We start from the raw sequence: 18,703 nt of genomic DNA on the forward strand, positions 1-18,703 counted from the left end.
CATTTACAACAATAAATTACCATTTTTCATATTTTTCCTATAGGGGAGGAGAATCAAACCATAAAGGAAATCAATGCAGGTTAAAGCAACACAACGAGTTTTTGTTTGAAAACAGGATTCAAGATGTTTATCTGAAATGTATTTTTTTACAGGAATATTATTTAACTTGATGAAGTTAAATGTTATTTGTTTTATGAAACTATATTTATAACGGAAAAATTATACTTCATGTTTAACGTAGAAAGGAAATATGAGAAAGTCAAGCTAATATAAAAGTTGGAAACGGTGGGAAAAAGAATATTATCTTAAAAAACGCATATGAAATTCTTCTAATCACAGGCATAAAGAAATGAAAGTACTTGGAAGAACTCTCATGCCAAAAATGCATATGAAATTCTTCTAATCACAGGCACAAAGAAACGAAAGTACTTGGAAAAACTTTCATGCCAAGAAATGAAAGTACTTGGAAGAATTTTCATGCCAAATAAATTATGTTTCATTTTTACATCAGGTGTCGAAATGTAAATTATATCACAAAAACCGATTTTTGTTATATATAAATCGTCATCTGTCTCACAATATAAAAAATTACTTATATGTTTCAAAACAATGAATTAAAAATTATTTTTTGGGTTGAAGTTCATTGAGGTAGGCCAGTAAATGGATAATGATATGGTGGAAGAACTACGGAAAATCGTAGTTGAATCTCTGCAATCTGAAGAAGGAAATTTAAACAAAGCAGTTGACCTTGCAATTAACTTTTCAACAAAAAATTCGATCTCTTTCGATCAGTTATTAGATCTGATCACTCTTTGTGGGTCTGAAGGATCCTATGAATTAGTATATATATTTGCAAAGACCGCTGCAAGCTTATCAACAGGACCTTCAAAAGCAGTTGCTCATTATAATGCGGGAACTGCTTCTTACTTTTTGAACCTACCTGTGGAAGCAGAAGAACAGTATAAGCTTGCTCTGGAAGCAGACTCAAATGATGCAAGCATACACTCAAATTATGGAATTCTCCTGAAACAAATGGGGCGCATTGAGGAGGCAGAAAAACAGTATAAACTTGCTCTGGAAACAGACCCAAAACATATCAGTACACACTCCAATTATGGCAATCTCCTTTCAGATATGGGACGCCTTGCGGAAGCAGAAGAACAGTATAAGCTTGCTCTCAAAGCAGATCCCAAACATGTCAACACACACTCCAATTACGGTAATCTTCTTTTAGCCATGGGACGACGCGATGAAGCAGAAGGACAGTATAAACTTGCTCTCAAAGCAGACCCAAAACATGTCAATACGCACTCTAATTACGGCAATCTCCTTTCAGATATGGGGCGCATTGAAGAGGCAGAAAAACAGTATAAGCTTGCTCTGGAAGCAGATCCCAAACATATCAACACACACTCCAATTACGGAAATTTCCTTTCAGATATGGGACGCCTGGAAGAAGCAGAGGAACAGTATAAACTCGCTCTGGAAGCAGATCCCAAACACGTCAATGTACACTCCAATTACGGTAATCTCTTCCAAAAAATGGGGCGCCTGGAAGAAGCAGAGAAACAGTATAAGCTTGCTCTGGAAGCAGACCCAAATGATGCAAGCACACACTCCAATTACGGCAATCTCCTTTTAGTCATGGGACGGCGCGATGAAGCGGAGGAACAGTATAAACTTGCTCTGAAAGCAGACCCCAAACATGTCAACACACAATCTAATTACGGTAATCTCCTCCAAAAAATGGGGCGCATTGAAGAGGCGAAACAAAGATACGAAAAAGCACTCGAAATTAGGCAAAAACTCCTCAATCAAGACCCCGAAAACATAGCCTATCAGTTAGATGTAGCAATAGCAATCAACAATTTAGGCGCCTTACTTTCTGATATGGGGTACATTGAAGAGGCGAAACAAAGGTACGAAAAAGCACTCGAAATTAGGCAAAGACTCCTCCAAAAAGACCCCGAAAATGCAGTTTATCAATCTTACGTAGGAACGACGCTCAACAATTTAGGTGCCTTACTTTCTGATATGGGGCGCATTGAAGAGGCAAAACAAAGGTACGAAAAAGCACTTGAAATCAGGCAAAAACTCTTCCAAAAAAACCCCGAAAACGCAGCCTATCAATCGGATGTAGCAATAACAATCAATAATTTGGGTGCCTTGCTTTCTGATATGGGGCGCGTTGAAGAGGCAAAACAAAGGTACGAAAAAGCACTTGAGATCAGGCAAAAACTCCTCCAAAAAGATCCCGAAAACGCAGCATACCAATCTTACGTAGGGACTGCGTTTAACAATCTGGCAGGAATCTACAAAGATATGGGAAGATATGAAGAGGCAATGAACCTGTATAGTAAATCTCTTGATATCCGTGAAAAATTGCTGGGGCCAGGACATTCTGATGTTGCAAATACTCTAAACAATATGGCTGTTCTCTACAGAGAAACCGGAAGATATGAACAGGCCCTTGAAACGTTTAATCGTGCACTAGAAATCCTGAAGAATGTTTATGGATCAGAACATCCTAATTACGGACCAGAACATCCTGATTACGGATCAGAGCATCCCGATTACGGATCAGAGCATCCCGATTACGGATCAGAGCATCCTGATTACGGATCAAAACATCCTGATGTTGCAAATACTCTAAACAATATAGCTGTTCTCTATGAAGAAACCGGAAGATATGAACAGGCCCTTGAAACGTTTAATCGTGCACTAGAAATCCTGGAGAATATTTACGGACCAGAGCATCCTGATATTGCAATTACTCTAAACAACATGGCTATTCTCTATAGGGAAATGAGAAGATATAACGAAGCTCTTAAAATGTTTAATCGTGCACTCAAAATCCTGGAGAGTGTTTATGGACCAGGCCACCCTTATATTCAAAAAATTCAGAGAAATATAATTAGCATTAACAAAAATACTGGCAGATAAAAAGATCCCTTCTTCAAGCTGGACGGGAATATTAAAACATTTGCATAAAAACAAAAAAATTCTGATTTATAAAAAGAGGGAGAGTAGAGAGTTCTGAATCACATTCCCGAGTATAAAAAAAGTCCGAAAGACAAATTAGATGATGTTTCTGTGGATTACAGCGCCAGAGAAACTATCTTTGTACCAGGTGTTTATATACGTATAAATGAAGATACTCTAAGAGTTTGTTTAAGTAATCACCTGAAACGATTAGAGAAGAAGAGTCGCTGGACTACTCCTTATGCTATATTTGCCACTATTGTAATAGTACTTGTCACTTCTGATTTTCATGATTTTATCGTCAGTGGCGATACATGGCAAAAAATATTTTATATTGCTGGTATCATTTCAGCTTTATGGTTTATTCGCTCAGTTTTGAATGCACGAAAATCAGAAACTGTAGACGATATAATTAACGATTTAATTGAAAAAGCTCAAAAATAACGTTTAAATTATTTATTTTCAGCTATTTTTTGGAGTGTTCCACGTATTCTATTACCGTGCCGTCGGGATGCTTTACTGTCATGTTCCTGCCGGTTGGAACCTTATTCGGGCCCCGTATGATTTCTGCACCTTTTTCTTCCAGATAAGCCCTGAATTCGTCAAGAGAATCAACAAGAAAAGTAGCCTGCGTGCTTCTGAAGGGTTTCAGGGCTTCATCCGAGCCGGCTATGAGCAAAATATTTTCTATTTGAGCCAGTTCCAGGCCGATTTGCGGGATTTCAAAGCGCATGGCTGCGGGAGAGCCAAGGAGTTCTTCATAGAATTCGAGGGCTGAGTTAAGGTCGTTTATGTAGAGGCGGGAGAGGGTTTGAAGGATTTTCATAATTACTTAAATAACTGTCATCCTAAATTAGTTATCAGGTAAGATTTAAATTGAATATAAAAGCCTTCAAAAAAATTCTCCAATATAGTTTGTTCATTTCTTCAAGCCCTTCTCGAAATCTTTAAGATTTCTCTCTATCAATCCTGGAGTTAGTTCAAAATTTTGTGGAGATTGTAATTCAATCTCGATTTCACTCCCTTTTAAACTTTTAAGACATGGAGAAACCAAGAAAAAGAAAAGTAACATAAATAAGAATGCACATTGCGTTGTGTTATCCTTCCAATCAATAAACGATAATGCAGTAAAAAAAAGAGAGAACATAATTAGCAAAATTGAATTAAGCAGTTCATAAATTGGTTGAAAAAACATTAATATTTTTGTAGTATAGTTATACAAAATCAAAAGAAATAAAAATGAGGATTCTGGTAGTAATAATCCAAAAATAAAAAACAATAAAAATAAAAATGTAATCTTTCTTCTAAAACTGTGGTAAGGTGACTCCCACCACCACTTCGGTATTGAAGTGTATATTTTGTGGTTCCAAATATCTTCAAGTAACTGTTCTGCAGAGTTAGTTACTTTAGATCCAAAATTGAGTTTTATACAATTCGTGAGTTCATCCTTTGCTGAAAAATGATCTTTGAGCTTATAATAGAAACAACCTAAAAAATAACTATTATATGATTCTATCCTTAACGTATTATATCTCAAAAGCTCGGAAGTTACTTTTGCTAGTAATTTAATTGAAATGCTTGAATTACATTTACGTTTAACTAAAAAGGATTGTGTGCTCATCAACAACTTTTTAATCAATTTCTCGCATATTTTTAAGTTTAAACACTCAGTTGTATTGTTTAAAGAAATATATGTGTTTGTTTTTTTGAGATCTTTTATTGGAGTACTTATTTTTTCTAGGTCTCTTATGCATGAAATAATTAAGTCTTGATACATTTTATCATTAGGATCAAAGCTAACTTCTGCTTTGAGGTATTTTGCATAAACTTCCCATATTAAGATTAATGGACTACCAGTACTCAATGAAATTGCTTTTTTAAAATAGTATATAGCACTATCGTATTGTTGCTTTTCAAGCTCAATTCTTCCTTTTAAGAATAACGTAAAATAATTTTTAGGATCTTTAAAGAAAGAGTCATTTAATATTGAACTAGCGTTTTTTAAGTCTCCAATATCTAGATAAAGTTCTGCTAAATTATTATATGCAGCAATAAAGTTGCTATCGTACGAAATTGATTTTTTGAATGAATATATAGCAGTATCAAATTGCTTAAGACTTAAAAGAACTAGACCCTTTCCATTCCATGCGAAGCTGGAAGTTGGGTCAAACTTTAAAGAATCTTCAAAAAGATTTAAGGCTTCTTCAAGTTTTCCAATACTATAATAAACAGTAGCTTTACCAGATAATGCAAAAGCTGGTTTTGGATCATCTATATTTAACGACTCTTTAAAAGCCTCTATAGACTTATCAAATTGCCCCAAACTTGCAAAAGCAACACCTATTCCGTTCAATGAAAAAGTAAGCTCTTTAGTATCTGGTTTTCTTTTGCTTTCATTCTTATTGAGTGCAGTTTTATAAGATTCAATAGCCTCAGTATATTTCTGAAGGCTTAGTAAAACGAGGCCTTTGCCATTCCATGAAAAAGCATTATCTTGGTCAATATAAGTTGATGTATTAAAAGCCTCTAAGGCATCATCATATCTTTTTAGATTACGGAGTACAAGGCCTTTGGTATTCCACGCTTTGGTTAATATTGAATCAATTTCAGTAGATTTATTTAATGTACTTAAGATTTCAATAGATTCATTTAGTGTGCTTAAGGCGTCATCACATCTTTTTAAATTCCAAAGAGCAAGACCTTTACCAATCAACGCAAGAGCTTTTTGTTCATTTTCTAAGGAGTTAGAACATGTTTCGAGAGTGTCTAGGGCTGTGTCATAGCTATTTAAGGCTTCCTCATATTGTCCCATATGACGTAATTCATCAGCTGTTTTGATCAGCTCTTCAACATCCATAAAGGTCTCCTTTTATGTAAGAACTAGCAAGTCATAGCAATTGGGCAGATCTTATATAATTAATTAAAATCACAATCTAATATAAAAACATATTTAAATTAAATAAAAAGTTTAAAAGTATAAATATAATTTTATATGCGATCAAATCAACTACAGGGCTTGAATAAGTGAAAAAGCCTCATCACAGAAAGTAAAAGGTTAAAGAAATGTTAATCCTCGACCACCCCTACGTCTCTGAATTCCTAAAAAATACCGCTGCGGAATTACAGATTCCTGTTTTAAAAAATGAAATGGCAGCCGGACTGAAGACTGAAAAAAGGCTAAATCTTCTTGAAGAAGATGAATTTATCGAATTAATTAAAGAAAAAGGTGAATGTGCCCTTTATTCCAATTCAGAAAATTCAATTGGCTGGATTTCGGAAAATCTAGGTTTTACCGGGCTGCCTGAGAAAATCGAGCTTTTCAAGAACAAAGTAAAGTTCAGAGAGCTGCTGGAAAGGCTTTATCCAGAATTATATTTCAAGAGTGTTAAATTTGAAGAACTGGACGAAATCCGGGTTGAGGAAATCAAAAAACCGTTCATCATAAAGCCTGCCGTGGGATTTTTCAGCCTCGGAGTTCATAAGGTTTCCACCAACGAGGAATGGGATTCGGTCCTGAAGTCCATAAAGGCTGAGGTTGAAGAAATCAAAAAGCTCTATCCGGCGCCAGTTTTGAATGTGGAGAATTTCATTATAGAAGGAAATATCGAAGGGGAAGAGTTTGCGGTTGACGCTTATTTCAACCGCGAAGGAAAGCCGGTAGTCCTCGATATCTTCAAACATATCTTTTCTTCAGAAGACGATGTCAGTGACAGGGTGTATTTTACTTCGAAAACGGTTATAGAAACCTACAGGGAAGCCATTGAGGATCTTTTAAAGGAAATCGGAAAGCTGGCCGGGCTCAGGAATTTTCCCCTTCATCTGGAACTTCGAATATCGCAGGACAGGAGAATACAGCCGATTGAACTGAACCCAATGCGCTTTGCCGGCCTGTGCGTTACTGATATTGCGTATTTTGCATATGGGATTAACACTTACAGGTATTTTCTGGAACAGCTTGAGCCGGACTGGGACAAAATTCTTGCAGATAAAGAAGGGAAGAGCTTCTGCTTTATTATGCTTAACAAATCGGAAGACCTCAATTTGAAGGACGTAAAGGCTTTTGATTACGAAAAACTGCTTTCGGGCTTTGAAAAGCCTCTGGAACTCAGAAAAGCGGATCACGAAACACGCGGCTACTTCGGGTACATGTTTACTGAAACCAGAGACAGTAGCTGGAGCGAGATTGAAAGGATTCTGAAATCGGACCTGAGGGAATATATCATTTTCAAAGAAGTAGTGCCTGCAAGTTCTGTGCTCAAAAATAATGCTCAAAAATAATGCTCAAAAATAAAGATCATTAAAGAAGTAGCTATAAATTTGCTCATTCAAAATAGCGAAGAGCCTTGATTTTGACCTATCATTTATATGAAGGTTCATTCACTGATTTCATTCACTGATTTCATTCACTGATCCATGTTTCTGCTTCAAGAAGCTCTTCATTCTTATAGGTCCTCACTGGAAAAGGAACAATAAACTTAAAGATTTCAACGGCAACATTCATCCAGTCCACGTCTGAAACAACTGCAATCTTTTCGAAGTCTGTAATGTTCAGTATGCCAACCTTGGCGTCCTCCAGCATGGCATTAAGGGTAAACCACTCGAGTTCCTTATCCATGTGATAAAGAATACGAACCTTACCGTACTTCTTGATTTTTTCCTCAACAGCAGGAATTAACACATTTTTGTAGTCATCTCCAGTTACTTCTCCACTCACATTGACTGCTACGACATTTCCCGGCAAACCCTGCATGATCTCTATCATTTAACTCCCCCTTCAGTATACAAGAACTGTAGCGCCCCACATATTCAAATGTTTTTTCCTGCAAATTGCTATCAGAAAGCAATTCAATAATTTTCTTAGCCTTATGCTATTAGAGTTTTGAGTTTTTAATTTGAGTTTTTGAGTTGAGTTTTTGAGTTGAGTTTTTGAGTTGAGTTTTTGAGTTGAGTTTTTGAGTTGAGTTTTTGAGTTGAGTTTTTGAGTTGAGTTTTTAATTTATTAATTTGAATGAATATAAACTTTGACTCGGACCATTATATTCATATCATATTCAAAAGACTCATCATGAAAAATGAATCGGACTTAAGCGGTTGAACTGAGAAAACAATAGCATCATAACCAGAAGTTGTTGAATGAAGAAATATACAAATCAATAGAAACGAATCGATAATTATAATTAAAGTTGTAGGTCTAAACATATGACCTGAAGGATAAGATCAAAGGTTTGCAAATCCAGGCGGATATTAGGCTGGTTTGATATATCCGTCATTCAAGGATTTCAATCAAAAAATTACCTTATTGTAAGGAGATTAGAACGAATATGAAACCTGCGCAGAATTCCAGAAGATCTTTTCATTTTTCCCTCTTTCAGGGAATATTACCCCTCAACTCCAAACAAATACCCCTGGAAATTATCGCAGGGATAACATTCGCAGCGTTTGCCATCCCCGAAGTTATGGGATACACTAAAATTGCAGGCATGCCTGTAGTTACTGGAATCTACACGATCCTGTTTCCAATGTTAGCTTTTGCCATTTTTGGTTCATCCCGTCATCTTGTCGTTGGCGCCGATTCAGCAACCGCGGCAATCATAGCAAGCGGACTGACAACGATAGCCGTGCCGGGATCTTCCCAATACGTCACATATGCGAGCGCAATAGCTCTACTCGTATCAATCTTGCTTTTCCTTGGAGGTCTGTTCCAGCTTGGTTTTCTCGCTGACTTCCTCTCCTACACGGTCCTGATAGGATTTCTCACAGGTGCTGGTATCTACATCTCTATATCACAGATTAGCGGGATGCTTGGGATACCTTCAGAACCGGATGGAACATCTGTGCAGATTATATCTTTAGTAAGAAACCTCTTTCTTACAAATACTCCCACGCTCCTGGTCTCATTATCCGTAATCGGGGTTATTGTTCTTGGCGAAAAGCTCAGCCACAAATTTCCAGGTTCACTAATAGCGATTATTGGCGCAATTGCTGCAAGCCGGATATTAGACCTTTCTTCTTACGGGATTAGCGTACTTGGCACAGTACCACAAGGTCTGCCGCAAATTTCTATTCCTCAAATCCCGCTTTCAAATCTACCAGAGATCTTCAACATATCCGTTTCTTGTTTTATTATTATCCTTGCCCAGAGTGCTGCAACATCTCGTGCTTATGCCATTAAGTTTTCCGACACTTTTAATGAAAATACAGACCTCATCGGATTGAGCCTTGCAAATGCAGCAGCAGGGATATCAGGGACTTTCGTTGTCAACGGCAGCCCAACCAAGACTGAAATGATTAAAAATGCCGGAGGTAGGACACAGCTTACTCAGCTCACAACGGTCTTAACTGTTATATTAGTCCTGCTGTTCTTTACCAGGCCATTCGCCTATTTACCCACAGCCGTACTTTCGTCTATGGTATTCCTCATTGGTCTGCATCTTATCGATATCGAAGGGATGACCGCCCTTCACAGACAGCGGCCTGTCGAGTTTGCTGTCGCTTTGATAACGGCTATAACAGTCGTAGTTATAGGTGTCGAGCAGGGAATCCTTATAGCTATTATACTCTCGATCATTGCTCACCTGCGCCATAGTTACAGGCCACTTAACCTTCTGCTTGTTCCAAAGGCAGGAGGGGCTATGAAGACAGTTCCTCTCGAAAGTGGACAGCAAGCTGTCGAAGGACTGTTAATCTACCGTTTTGGTTCAAACCTCTACTTTGCTAACGAAGACCGCTTCGCGGAAGATATAATAGACCTTGCCATAAAAAATGGCTCACTTAAATGGTTTTGCATTTCTGCCACAAACATTGGAGATATCGATTTTACTTCTGCAGAGACGCTCAAAAAAGTGTATACCCAACTGCGAAAACTGGGCATTACTCTTGTATTAAGTGAAGTAGTACAGCCTGTGATGAGTGAGCTGGATAAAGACGGCATAACCCAAATGGTTGGTAAAGACCATATATTTGAGTCAGTTCAGGATGTTATAGAAGCATATAAAAGATCAACAGATAGTTCGTCACATAGATCTACAGATAATTTTTCACAATAATTTTAAAGCTTCAACTTTTTCCAGTGCCTGGAATTTCTGCGCTGTAATCCTTTTGCACTGTACTTCTTTTTCACTGTAATCCTTTTTACACTGTAATCCTTTTGCACTGTAATCCTTTTGCACTGTAATCCTTTTGCACTGTAATCCTTTTGCACTGTAATCCTTTTTTTAGTGGGTCACTTTGAAATTAGCACAACTACACTCCTGCCCTGCACAATGTAGCTGTTCCCGCTGACCTGAGTTTCGTCTCCGTCTCCGGCAATTTCCTGAGGAGAAGGCAGGAACGTATCGACTGCTCTATACCAGTTTCTACCTGTACATTTGAGTTCCGGAATCTCGAATTCAAGAGGCTCCCAGTACATATTCATCATAACATGTATATCTTCTTCGTCCCCGGGTTCTCCCATGGTAAAAGAAAGGGCTCTTGCATGCGGGTCGTCCCAGCCTGGACTGTAGAGATTGCACCCGTGCCAGGAAATATCTTTTAACCCACGTTCGTTTTCCTTGCCTGTAAAATATCGGGGGCGAAGGATGGTAGTATGGCGTTTTCGAAAATCAATCATCAATTTCCAGAAGCGGAACATATCACGATTTTTCTCTACTAAGTTCCAGTCAAACCAGCTTGTCTCATTGTCCTGGCAATAAGCATTGTTGTTGCCTTTCTGAGTGCGTCTGACTTCATCTCCCATGCAAATCATCGGAACACCTATAGAAAGCAATAGAATTGCAGCGAAATTTTTAATCTGCCTTTCCCGCAAGGTTTTAACCTCCGGGTTTTCGGTCTCTCCCTCAACCCCGCAGTTCCAGCTCAAATTATTGTCAATTCCATCCCTGTTATTTTCCCCGTTAGCCTCATTGTGTTTGTAGTTATAAGAAACAAGGTCGTTAAGTGTAAATCCGTCGTGGCATGTCACGAAATTAACACTATTGATCGGAAGCCTTGATTCGGACTGGTAGAGGTCAGGGCTCCCGGCAATCCGGCTTGCAACCCTCCTTACAAGCCCGGGATCTCCTCTTACAAAGCGGCGGATCTCATCCCGATAATAACCGTTCCATTCAGCCCACCTCGGGCCCGGGAAGTATCCTACCTGATTGAGTGCAGCTGCATCCCAGGCTTCAGCAATCACTTTTATGTATCCGAGAGCATCGTCAAGTTCAATCTGCCATATAACAGGGGGATACTTCATAACCTTCCCATCGGTATCCAGCGAAAGGATAGAACCCTCATCAAACCGAAAACCATCAACATGCATCTCTTCTGCCCAGTATTTTAAGCAGTCTACTATCAGCTTCTGGGGAATAGGATGGTTGCAGCTCACTGTGTTTCCACACCCCGAATAATTGCTGTAGTATTGCTTGTCAGGTTCCAGGAGATAATATATGCTGTTATCTATACCCTTGAAAGAAAACACCGGACCCAGGTTGTCTCCTTCGGCTGTATGGTTGAAGACCACATCAAGAATTACCTCAATTCCAGCTTTGTGCAGAGCTCTGACCATGTCTCTGAATTCTTCCATATGAGCTCCGTACTCAGGATTCACACAATAGCCGCTATGAGGCGCAAAAAAACATATCGGGTCATAGCCCCAGTATTGTTTTCTTCCGTCAAGGCTTGTTGCATCATCAAAATCAAAGACAGGCATTAATTCTACAGATGTAATGCCAAGTTCCTTGAGATATGGAATTTTTTCAATTACTCCTGAAAATGTACCGGGCGCTGTAACTCCTGATGTTGGAGATCTGGTAAATCCGCCTACATGCAGCTCATAGATGATGGTTTCATTCAGTTCTTGCAGCCTTTTTTTGCCGTAGAGCTTTTCGCCCATTCCGGGCATCTCATATATCTTTTCTGCAGTTATGTGGCTGTTATTTCCCCATTTGTAGTGGGACATATCAATTACCACGCTGCGCATAGAAAAAGCAAGGTTGTCTCCTGGAATGCAAGCTTTTTCTCTGTTCCAGAGTGTTTTGTTGTTTCCTTTAGAATAAGGATCTATCAGGACCTTATCTCCGTCAAAACGATATCCTCTGGAGGGATCAAGAGGACCGCCTATCCGATATGCATAGTGGACTCCAGGCTTAAGGCCCCGCACATATACATGCCAGAAGTGAAATGTTTTATTAAGGGCAATACTTGTGGCTTCAGTGGTTTCAATACTTGTATATTCAATGGTTTCAATATCCTCGGAAACCTTAACTGAATTCTCAATATTTTCAATATCCTCGGAAACCATAACTGAATTTTCAACATTTTTAGAATGGGTAAATTCTCCAACTCTGTTTGTGTAAAGGATAAGAGCAGGTTTCAGATCATCACATTTGTGAAAAAGCAGAAGTTCAACGTAATCTGCATGTTCGGAATAAATCGAAAAATTTACTCCATCTTCATCAGGCGTTGCCCCAAGAGGATGGGGATATCCCCTTTCGATAACATAGCGATACTTCTTAAAAGTCTGTTCGTGATCCGTATATAATTCTCTCCTAACATTTTTTGGCTCTAGAAGCATGCCTGAAGTTCTGCAAACTGTAACTCAAATCAAACTGTGGCTCAGATTATCCAGCTTTTCAGCCGTTGACAGATTACCTGCTAACTAACCTGTTTACTTTCTTTTCTCCTTTTAAGCAAATAATTTTTGCTGCCTTTATCTATTCAGGCTCGCAAAAGAGCCATTTCACGAAATATTCCTTTCCAGTAGCCCTTAAGAATTCATCGGTGGCTTTCGATACTTAGATATGGTTTTATCCATATTCATTAACCAGTTTACTTTCTGCAGAAACTCAGGCAAAATACCTATTTATCAATGAAAGTTTCATTTCCTTTATAGATAGAAACAGAGGGAGTACTGGCTCTGGAAGACAATATCATAGAAGTAACTAACCTTGAATATTTTTTCGGCGAAATAAAAGCCGTCGATAACATCAGTTTTACGGTAAGAAAAGGGGAGATATTTTCTTTTCTCGGACCAAACGGAGCTGGGAAGAGTACTGTAATTAATATTCTTACCACTCTCCTGCCTATGCAGAAAGGCAGAGTAACTATTGCAGGCCATGATTTGAGAATCGAGCCTGAAAAAGTAAGGGAATCAATAGGGATTGTCTTTCAGGAGTTGACTCTTGACAGGGATATGACTGTTCGGGAGATTCTGGAATACCACGGAAGGCTCTATTCCATGCCAAAAGCTCAAAGGCAGGCGCGTGTTGACGAATTGCTCAGTCTGGTCGAGCTTGAAGCAAAGAGGGATGTCCTGACAAGATACCTGAGCGGCGGAATGAAGCGCAGGCTTGAGATTGCGAGGGGCCTCATGACCCGCCCGAGAGTGCTTTTCATGGACGAGCCTACAATCGGGCTTGACCCTCAGACAAGAATCAGAATATGGGATTATGTAAAAGACATCAACCGGCAGGGCACAACCATTTTTCTGACAACCCATTACATGGACGAAGCCGACCAGCTCAGTAACAGGATAAGCATCATAGATCATGGGGAAATCATTGTCACAGGCAAGCCCTGGGAGTTAAAAAACGCGCTTGGTGAAGATCTTATATATTTCGAAACAAGTGATAACAGGGAAGCGTCCAGTCTGTTAATGAAACTTGATACTGTAAAAGGAATTCGAGACAAAGCAAAAGGAATAATTGCTATGGTCAATATGGACGGCACCTACCTGCTGCCTGAGATCATGGATAAACTTCGGAACGGGGGTATTAAGATCAGGGCCGTAAACCTCAAAAAGCCATCAATGGATGACGTTTTTGTTCATTATACCGGAAGGGAGATCAGGGATACGGGGACCGAAAAAACGATTGTGTCAAAACCAGGGAGGCGTTAAGAGATGCATAAAGGCTTTCTTACCATATACTGGCGTGACATGCTACGGTTTGTCCGGTTCCGAACTCTCCTGTTTACTTCCCTTGTACAGCCTGCACTCTGGCTAGCTTTTTTCGGAGTAGCAATGTCAAACAACTTTGAAAGGCTTACTGCAACCATGCCGGTTATTCCCGGGGTGAGGGTTGTGGGATACCTGACTTTCATAGGCGCAGGCGTTATTGCCATGACCACGCTTTTTACAAGCCTTTTTGGGGGGACAGTGCTGCTTTTTGACAAAAACTGGGGGCTTATGCGGGAGACCCTTTCAAGTCCTCTTCCAAGAATCCATATAATCATAGGGATAGGACTTTCAGCCATGACAAAATCCTTTATCCAGGCTACTGTGATCATGGTTTTTGGGCTTTTACTGGGAGTCCAGTTTTTTGAAGGCTACACAGTAACGCAGATTCTGGTTTCACTCATCGGGATCATGCTTTTTGTAGGGACATTTTCTCTCGGGTTTCTTTTCCTTTCGGCTGCAATAGCAATAACAATGGAAAGCCCGGAAGGGATGCAGGCTGTAATAACCCTGCTTACTATGCCTTTCTTTTTCACGAGCAATGCACTTTACCCTGCAAATTCATTTCCTCCTGTGCTCCGGGCTCTGTCCACAGTCAATCCTCTCACACACCTTGTCAGCGGAATAAGATATTTTGCAATAGGGAGTGAATTTTCGTCAATTGGACTCCGCTATACTTACACTCAGGGAGAGGTTATTGTCTCCTTCCTGGCTCTCCTGGCTTTTGCGGGAATAATGTTTCTTATTGCAAGGTGGAGGTTTACCAGGGTTACAGTTACGTAATTTCAATACTGCTCATTTTTAAAGCTGTAAAGATAAAAGTAAAAAGGAAAAGTGGAAGGGTAAAGTGGGAGAGTAAAGTGGGGGGATAAACACTGTGGTCTGTACACACAGAACTATGATAAAAATTAAAAACATAGAGCAGGGCTCAAAGGGTTGTGAGGAATGCCTGAAAAGCAGAGATAGCTGGGTACACCTGAGGGTTTGCCTGACCTGTGGACATGTGGGCTGCTGTGACCAGTCAAAAAATAAACACGCAACAAAGCACTTTGAAGAAACCGGGCATCCTGTGATCCAGTCTTTCGAGCTAGGTGAGAACTGGAAGTACTGTTATATTGATCACCAGTATCTTGAGTAAAAGTATAACGCGAATGTCAGATTTTCGAATAATGCTTCGCGTTGTCAGGGTGAAAAATTTTCGATACTGTAATAACAGGAAAACATTTTGAAATACGATAATTACTATCTTTTTTGAATCCGCGCTCTCTACCGCTAATCCTTTTTAGATCCAGCCTGGAAGTAATTAGCATTTTTTGCGGGAATTTTCCCTGATTCTTTTCCATCTAGAGCTTTTATCCAATTTTCCCCGTCCCATTTTTTCCAGTGCATCATTATCATTGCACGGTTTAACAAAAGTTCTTCCCCTGAGTCTATGAAACCGTTTCCATTCTTGAGTCCATGTTCGAAAGTATATCTCAGGCGTCCAGAGTACCATTCCAAAAATCGTGAGAATGCTTCGGATTTCGATATCCTCAGATTATGCATAAAGAATGTGATACAGATTTCTTGAAGTTGATCTTGTCTCGGTAGCCAGATATAATTAATAGAATTATTTTCAGGGTCGAGTAAAACCTCAATTTTTTCAAAAGCTGAATTATAAACAAAATCACCGGATTGAAATACCCACTTCTGCTGAATTTCCTTCGCTAGTGAGCACATTCTGATATACTTCTCTGATGTGTCCATTTCAACCAACCTCAAAAGGAAATATCGAGTAATGGTTAAAAGGTTCACCTGAGCTATGTGAAAGTATTAACCTTAAATGGTAATATAACAGACCTTAAATGGTAATATAACAGACCTTAAATGGTTAATATAATAGCCCTTACAAGGTAATCACTATTTTTTGCAGTTGTTTCGTGTTTTGAATGTATGATGGCACCAGTTACCTCTAGTGTTTAAACAAATTGATGTCAATCGAATTTCCCATAGCAACATAACCAGCAGCGTTTGGATGGCACCCGTCTCCAGAATCGTACTCTTGTCTCAGATTATCATGGCCATCACCCAGCACAGAGTTAAAATCTATCACTTTATAGCCTTGTACATTTGAATATGATAGAATCCACTTGTTCAGGTTGTTTGTTTTTATTTTCAAATTCCGTGGAACATAAGTCATTGGTGTGATTGAGCAAAGTACTGGTGTAATTCCATTTTGTATGGAATTCTTGCACATTACAGCTAGATCATCTTCAATAACCTGTTCAGGCTGTCCAAGGAGAAGGTCATTGATACCGCCCATTATTATAACAAAATCCGGATGGCGTGATATCACATCTCTATCAAACCTGGCTAGCATCTCGTAAGTCTGATCTCCGCACTCACCAGCGTTGTTTATTACTGCCCCAGACAATCGTGATTGCAATATTGAAGGATATGAAGTTCCATTTCCACAAAAACCGTATGTGATGGAATCACCCATACACACTACAGATATTTTATTGTTATTTAGTGTATTATTTTTTAGTGTATTATTTTTTAGTGTATTATTTTTTAGTGTATTATTTCCGATGTCTGCATGACCAGAAAGGGATATAGATGACACAAACATGAGTTGTTATATATTCAGTGTATTCATAAATTTTCTTCTCAGATTCGACTCTTCAAATATGGATTAACTTCAAAGTTTCTTCCATCTTTTCAGGGCTGATGGAGGGATCTTCACATAATCTCAGACGCCTTGGAGCGTCAAGAATGGTACAACCCAAAACGAAATATTATTCGTCTGCCGGAATTCGCACCAGAATTCTGAATAAAAGGCTGACAACCGAAGAAATTGAGAATATCAAAAAGCTCATTCTCGTGAGAAGAACTTCTTTTCAGAAACTTAATTTCCAAAAATATATCCCTTTTTTCTCCGTTCTATCTTTTATTTAATAAAAAACAATTATATAAATATAAACCGATAAAAGGAGTAGCAATGAGTTTAGCAGGTCAAACAGCTCTTGTAACTGGGGGGAGCAAAGGGATAGGAAGAGCTATCTGCCTTGCTCTGGCAAAAGAGGGAGCAAACGTCGTTATTGCAGCAAGGAATGAGAGTGAAATCAAAGAGATCGTAAATAAATTAAAAGCAATGGGCAGTAAAGCCATGGCTGTCCAGGCTGACGTGCAGAATGAAGAGGACGTAAGACGCCTGATTTCAATGACAATTGACAAATGCGGCAGGCTTGATATCCTTATCAACAACGCGGGAGTGGCTTACAAAAAGAAACTGGAAGATACCACCCTGGAAGAGTACGAACAAATGATGGATACCAACTTAAAAGGAGTTTTTCTCTGCACAAAGTATGCGATTCCATACGTCAGAGAAAGCAATAATGGAAAAATAATCAATATATCCTCGGTAGGAGGATTACACGGGCTTCCGAATTTTTCCGTATACTCTGCCTCTAAATTTGGAGTGAACGGAATAACAGAATCTATTGCGTCCGAGTTAGAAGGAGAAATAAAAGTCTATGCTATCTGCCCTGGCGCTGTGGATACGGGTATGTACAGGTCACTATTTTCGGACAGGCCTTCGCTCAAGCCAGAGCACATCGCAGAAAAAGTGCTGGAACTTGCCTCGCCTGATTCAAAAGTTACATCAGGGAAGATAATCGAGATACAGGCGCTTCCAGTCCCTCAGCTTTAATTATAAATACCAAGGAGCAGACCTCCGATAACTATAGGACAGTCATGGGACATTTATGGGACAGTCATGGGACATTTATGGGACAGTCATGGGACATTTATGGGACAGTTATGGAACAGTTCTGGCAGACTTATAACAGATAGCTCTGGCAGCTTTATAGTATCTAAATCATCTTTTTGCCAGGTCTTCTGCATTCTTTTGCCGGAATTTCCTTTTCTTTTTAAGAGATAGCTCTTGATTGCAGTTTAGAAATAGTGCTTCCAAAATTATATCCTTATCCTGCTTGACAATTAATAAAATGACTGTAGAGTGACTGCTGACTGTAGAGTGACTGCTATGAGATTGAAAGGCCAGACAGCCATTGTAACCGGTGGGGGAAAAGGAATTGGCAGGGCCATCTGCCTGTCACTGGCAAGAGAAGGAGCCAACATTGTAATTGTTGCAAGAACCGAAAGAGAAATTAGAGAAACTGCCAGGCTGGTGGAGAGGGAAGGAAGAAGGGCCCTTGCAGTAAAGACCGACATTCGAAAAGAAGATGAAGTCATAAACATGATTTCAGAGGCAGTAAATGCTTTTGGAAAAATTGATATCCTCGTGAACAATGCAGGAGTGGCATACAGGAAATACCTTGTAGAGACTTCAACTGAAGAATATAATGAGATTATGGATACAAACGTGAAAGGTATGTTTTTCTGCACAAAATACGCTCTTCCTCATCTACTTAAAAGGGGAGAAGGCAGGATTGTAAATATATCTTCGGGAGCGGGAAAGCATGGCATACCGAAGCTTTCGATATATTGCGCTTCAAAATTTGCAGTAATTGGTTTTACAGAGTCTCTTGCTTACGAAGTCGGAGGTGGACTTCAGGTTTATGCAGTCTGTCCTGCAGGTGTGGATACCGACATGTACCGCTCGCTTTTTTCAGATGAGCCTGTTCTCAAGCCTGAAGATGTTGCAAACAAAGTTTTGGAACTTTGTTTACCAGAAACCGTTCTTCCTTCAGGCTCTTCAGTAGAAATTTACAGGCGGCCTATGAGGATATTTTGATTTTAATATTTGTACGGAAAAAAGGCATAATTTTTGAATATAAGGTGGAA

General features: G+C 39.3%; 16 protein-coding genes. 9 read left to right on the top strand and 7 right to left on the bottom strand.

Going from position 1 to position 18,703, the window contains the following annotated elements:
* Positions 1–660 precede the first annotated feature (660 nt).
* Both FXW07_RS07880 and FXW07_RS07885 read left to right on the top strand, forming a co-directional pair.
* A complete protein-coding gene (locus tag FXW07_RS07880) occupies positions 661–2,943 on the top strand; it encodes a tetratricopeptide repeat protein (RefSeq protein WP_229394968.1) in 2,283 nt (760 codons plus the stop codon).
* A 150-nt stretch (positions 2,944–3,093) separates the two neighbouring features.
* A complete protein-coding gene (locus tag FXW07_RS07885) occupies positions 3,094–3,426 on the top strand; it encodes a hypothetical protein (protein WP_048156897.1) in 333 nt (110 codons plus the stop codon).
* A gap of 22 nt (positions 3,427–3,448) precedes the next feature.
* Here the strand turns inward: FXW07_RS07885 and FXW07_RS07890 are convergent, their stop codons facing one another.
* Both FXW07_RS07890 and FXW07_RS07895 read right to left on the bottom strand, forming a co-directional pair.
* Positions 3,449–3,808 carry a VOC family protein gene (locus FXW07_RS07890; RefSeq protein ID WP_229394969.1) on the bottom strand — a complete coding sequence of 120 codons (360 nt, stop codon included), beginning with the start codon at positions 3,806–3,808 and terminating at the stop codon, positions 3,449–3,451.
* A gap of 93 nt (positions 3,809–3,901) precedes the next feature.
* A complete protein-coding gene (locus tag FXW07_RS07895) occupies positions 3,902–5,839 on the bottom strand; it encodes a tetratricopeptide repeat protein (RefSeq protein WP_229394970.1) in 1,938 nt (645 codons plus the stop codon).
* Positions 5,840–6,045: 206 nt separating this feature from the next.
* On the opposite strand from FXW07_RS07895, the gene FXW07_RS07900 reads away from it, so the two are divergent.
* Positions 6,046–7,260: an ATP-grasp domain-containing protein gene (locus FXW07_RS07900; protein ID WP_229394971.1), complete on the top strand. Its 1,215-nt coding sequence runs from the start codon at positions 6,046–6,048 to the stop codon at positions 7,258–7,260.
* Positions 7,261–7,381: 121 nt separating this feature from the next.
* Here the strand turns inward: FXW07_RS07900 and FXW07_RS07905 are convergent, their stop codons facing one another.
* Positions 7,382–7,744: an STAS/SEC14 domain-containing protein gene (locus FXW07_RS07905; protein ID WP_229394972.1), complete on the bottom strand. Its 363-nt coding sequence runs from the start codon at positions 7,742–7,744 to the stop codon at positions 7,382–7,384.
* A 559-nt stretch (positions 7,745–8,303) separates the two neighbouring features.
* Here FXW07_RS07905 and FXW07_RS07910 point away from each other — a divergent pair.
* On the top strand, positions 8,304–10,028 hold the full coding sequence (locus FXW07_RS07910) for a SulP family inorganic anion transporter (RefSeq protein WP_229394973.1): 1,725 nt from the start codon (positions 8,304–8,306) through the stop codon (positions 10,026–10,028).
* On the opposite strand, the gene FXW07_RS19260 is transcribed toward FXW07_RS07910, so the two are convergent.
* Positions 10,020–10,151 carry a hypothetical protein gene (locus FXW07_RS19260; protein WP_255678944.1) on the bottom strand — a complete coding sequence of 44 codons (132 nt, stop codon included), beginning with the start codon at positions 10,149–10,151 and terminating at the stop codon, positions 10,020–10,022. The two genes, FXW07_RS07910 and FXW07_RS19260, sit on opposite strands and share 9 nt — an antisense overlap.
* A 53-nt stretch (positions 10,152–10,204) precedes the next feature.
* Entirely contained in the window at positions 10,205–12,535 is a 2,331-nt protein-coding gene (gene glgX / locus FXW07_RS07915; protein ID WP_229394974.1) for a glycogen debranching protein GlgX, read from the bottom strand.
* Positions 12,536–12,877: 342 nt separating this feature from the next.
* Here glgX and FXW07_RS07920 point away from each other — a divergent pair, with 342 nt between their 5' ends.
* The 3 genes from FXW07_RS07920 to FXW07_RS07930 all read left to right on the top strand — a co-directional run bounded on the left by FXW07_RS07920 (position 12,878) and on the right by FXW07_RS07930 (position 15,053).
* The gene (locus tag FXW07_RS07920; protein WP_229394996.1) at positions 12,878–13,858 is read left to right on the top strand and encodes an ATP-binding cassette domain-containing protein; all 981 of its coding nucleotides are present in this window, start codon (positions 12,878–12,880) and stop codon (positions 13,856–13,858) included.
* 3 nt (positions 13,859–13,861) lie between these two features.
* The gene (locus FXW07_RS07925; protein WP_229394975.1) at positions 13,862–14,698 is read left to right on the top strand and encodes an ABC transporter permease; all 837 of its coding nucleotides are present in this window, start codon (positions 13,862–13,864) and stop codon (positions 14,696–14,698) included.
* Between the two features lie 94 nt (positions 14,699–14,792).
* Positions 14,793–15,053 (top strand): UBP-type zinc finger domain-containing protein, encoded by a 261-nt coding sequence (locus FXW07_RS07930; RefSeq protein WP_229394976.1) that lies wholly within the window; start codon positions 14,793–14,795, stop codon positions 15,051–15,053.
* A 134-nt stretch (positions 15,054–15,187) separates the two neighbouring features.
* Here the strand turns inward: FXW07_RS07930 and FXW07_RS07935 are convergent, their stop codons facing one another.
* Both FXW07_RS07935 and FXW07_RS07940 read right to left on the bottom strand, forming a co-directional pair.
* Positions 15,188–15,661 (bottom strand): hypothetical protein, encoded by a 474-nt coding sequence (locus tag FXW07_RS07935; RefSeq protein WP_229394977.1) that lies wholly within the window; start codon positions 15,659–15,661, stop codon positions 15,188–15,190.
* A gap of 205 nt (positions 15,662–15,866) precedes the next feature.
* Positions 15,867–16,526, bottom strand: coding sequence for a GDSL-type esterase/lipase family protein (locus tag FXW07_RS07940; RefSeq protein ID WP_229394978.1), 660 nt, complete (start codon positions 16,524–16,526; stop codon positions 15,867–15,869).
* Between the two features lie 369 nt (positions 16,527–16,895).
* Here FXW07_RS07940 and FXW07_RS07945 point away from each other — a divergent pair, with 369 nt between their 5' ends.
* Together FXW07_RS07945 and FXW07_RS07950 are read left to right on the top strand one after the other, a co-directional pair.
* Complete coding sequence (locus FXW07_RS07945) at positions 16,896–17,606, top strand: SDR family oxidoreductase (RefSeq protein ID WP_229394979.1); 711 nt, start codon at positions 16,896–16,898, stop codon at positions 17,604–17,606.
* Between the two features lie 336 nt (positions 17,607–17,942).
* Positions 17,943–18,653 carry an SDR family oxidoreductase gene (locus FXW07_RS07950; RefSeq protein WP_229394980.1) on the top strand — a complete coding sequence of 237 codons (711 nt, stop codon included), beginning with the start codon at positions 17,943–17,945 and terminating at the stop codon, positions 18,651–18,653.
* Positions 18,654–18,703: the final 50 nt, after the last annotated feature.

The sequence above is a fragment of the Methanosarcina sp. DH1 genome (assembly GCF_020804205.1).
In the GTDB taxonomy this organism is placed as follows: Archaea; Halobacteriota; Methanosarcinia; order Methanosarcinales; family Methanosarcinaceae; genus Methanosarcina; species Methanosarcina vacuolata.